Raw genomic sequence first — 2472 nt, forward strand, 5'->3', positions numbered from 1 at the left:
CACCATGCCATGCGCCCCTTTGCCAATCCATGCCGTTTCTGGGTTTTGAAAACGCCGCAAGGTACTGTTCAAGAATTTCTATTTCAGTTTTTTTTAACTTTTCAGCTTTTTCCGAATTTAAAATTTCATCAATCGCCGTAATAACGACGCTTTTTGTATAAGGCCTAGTTCCCGACAACGGTTTGCATAAGCCCCTTATTTCCGCCTGTTCCAAAATATAGTAAACATTATTTTCCAGAGATACGGAATTATGCGTTTGCGCAAAAAGCGGGAAGCAAAAAAAAGCGTATAAGCAAATATAAGCGGCTAATGATTTTATTTTCATTTAATTATAATAACAAAAAATAATAAATACAGTCAAGTAAACACGCGTACTACCTGACAGATTCCAATTTTTTATTAATACAAGTCATGATACCGTCTTTTTTTTCGTTCCATAAGTGCATTGCGCCGCCGAGGCAATTTTTATAATCCTTGCAATTCAGGCATATCCCCGTTTTTGTCCAGCTTCTATCGCGCATTATTTTAAAGCGGTTATTCCATACGTCAATAAAATTATCACGGTATATATTTCCCTGTATAAAATTCCTATTAATGTTGGGACAAGCCGATATGGAACCGTCTGCCAGTACGGACGCTATCTGTATGCCTGCTCTGCAGAAGAAATACGTATCGCGGGCTTCCAATTCGTAATCGCCAAGCCATGCTTCACAGCTGAACGATACCGCCATGCGTTTGTCGTTACGCGAACTTACAATAAAATCCATAAGCTGTTTTAACTGCCGTGGCGTTAACTGCAACATACCGTTGTCCGCCGCCCTGCCGATGGGCGAAATGGTAAACAGCCGCCACGCCTTTACATTCCGTGAAATTAAAAAATCCCTAAGCTTCTCAAGTTCGTCAATATTTTTTTGATTCACGCAGGTAACCACGTCGTAATTCAGTCGGGCGCAAGAGGCAATCAATTCCAACGCCTTTACCGCTTTTGAAAAACTTTTTTCATTATTGCGCAACCAGTTATGGTTTTGCTCAAGCCCGTCAAGGCTTAATGTCAGGGAACCCATGCCCGCATCAAGAAGCCTATTGTGAATGTCGGGAGTATAATCGTACCCGTTAGTCACTATCCCCCAGCGGAATCCGTTTTCACGCAGTCTTCTGCCGCAATCGGGCAAGTCTTTTCGCAGGATTGGCTCCCCGCCTGTTATCGCCACCGTTATGGTGTCAGGCTTGCATACGTCTTTCAAGGGCAGAATCGCATTTAGAAAATCATCAAAAGGCATATCTGAAAATTTGGAATCTTCTATGCAGTCGGACCCGCAATGGAGGCATTTTAAACCGCAACGCCTTGTACACTCCCAAAACAGATATGTCAACTCATGCAGGGCGGTTTCATTCTTTATAAAATTCCGTGAAATAAACCGGGTAAACCTATTCTTCATCTGCCTCTAATTGAATATTCAGAGGAGTATCCGCTTCGTTAAGACTAATTGTTTTTTCCAACGTTTTATAAGAGCCATTTAATGGACCGTCAACATCCTCAAATAATAAATTATACGAGGCTTGCCCATACGCGTAGATATTGAATTTACCGTCACTATCCGTAGAACAAGATGAAAAATTTTCAACCGATACTTTTATGTCTGGAATTGGATTATCCGTTTTTGAAGTGACTGTCCCGCTAATGGTAACGTCATCCATAGGCATCCCATAACAGGCTTGAAACAAAATCGAAACGGTTGCCGCTCCCAATCCCTGATAAATTCTCCTTAAAACCCTGCGGCTTCTATCTGACAATTTAACCATAATCGGCCTCCTAATAAAATAATAACTCACTTTTGTTAATCGCGCAACGGTTTTTAGCGCTTGCACTCAGACGGAATAAAAATAATTAAAATAGTAGAAAAAAAGAAAAATAAAGCGTATTGTGTAATAACAGAAAATAAAATAGGGAATTAATATTTATTTTTTAATAAAGTTTGATTAAAAAGGAGTGACTAAAAATGAAAAAATCCATCCCGACATCAAATAAATTTTGCCCGCAATCGCTGTTTCTTTATGGCGCGTATAAGGAAGACAAAACTCCGAATTTCGGGTTATTTGGCTGGTTAAGTTATTACTGGGACGAAGAAGTGGGCGTAATGGCGTGTATAGGAGAAAACAAATTAACATTAGACCTGATACGGAAGAATAAAGTTTTTTCCGCTAATCTTGTTACGGAAGAAATACTGCCCATCGCGGATTATTTCGGCAACAAACCCGGCTATGACAATGATAAAATGAATATTGAAATTGAAACGGAAAAAGGGCAAGTTCTTGACGTTCCGATTTTTACAAAAAGTCCCTTTGTTTTTGAATTAGAAGTCGATCAATCCGTAATATTTAAAAACAGTGAAGTGTTTTTTTGCAAAATAAGAAACGCGCTTGCCGATGAATTTTTATGCGACGAATCAATGAGCGTTGAAAAACGAATAA

General features: G+C 39.4%; 4 protein-coding genes. 1 reads left to right on the forward strand and 3 read right to left on the reverse strand.

What is annotated here, in order from left to right; genetic code table 11:
• From ACYVRH_RS11720 to ACYVRH_RS11730, 3 genes are all read right to left on the reverse strand, one after another.
• On the reverse strand, positions 1–325 hold a 325-nt coding region (locus tag ACYVRH_RS11720; protein ID WP_461257098.1), incomplete at its 3' end, for a hypothetical protein.
• Between the two features lie 49 nt (positions 326–374).
• Entirely contained in the window at positions 375–1439 is a 1065-nt protein-coding gene (locus ACYVRH_RS11725) for a TIGR04133 family radical SAM/SPASM protein (protein ID WP_461257099.1), read from the reverse strand.
• A complete protein-coding gene (locus tag ACYVRH_RS11730; protein ID WP_461257100.1) occupies positions 1429–1803 on the reverse strand; it encodes a radical SAM-associated putative lipoprotein in 375 nt (124 codons plus the stop codon). Before ACYVRH_RS11730 ends, ACYVRH_RS11725 begins: the two co-directional genes overlap by 11 nt.
• A 197-nt stretch (positions 1804–2000) precedes the next feature.
• Between ACYVRH_RS11730 and ACYVRH_RS11735 the strand changes: the two genes are divergently transcribed.
• Positions 2001–2472, forward strand: a 472-nt coding sequence (locus ACYVRH_RS11735; RefSeq protein ID WP_461257101.1) for a flavin reductase family protein, incomplete at its 3' end; no start/stop codon positions are given.

The organism is Treponema sp. R80B11-R83G3 (genome assembly GCF_054786115.1).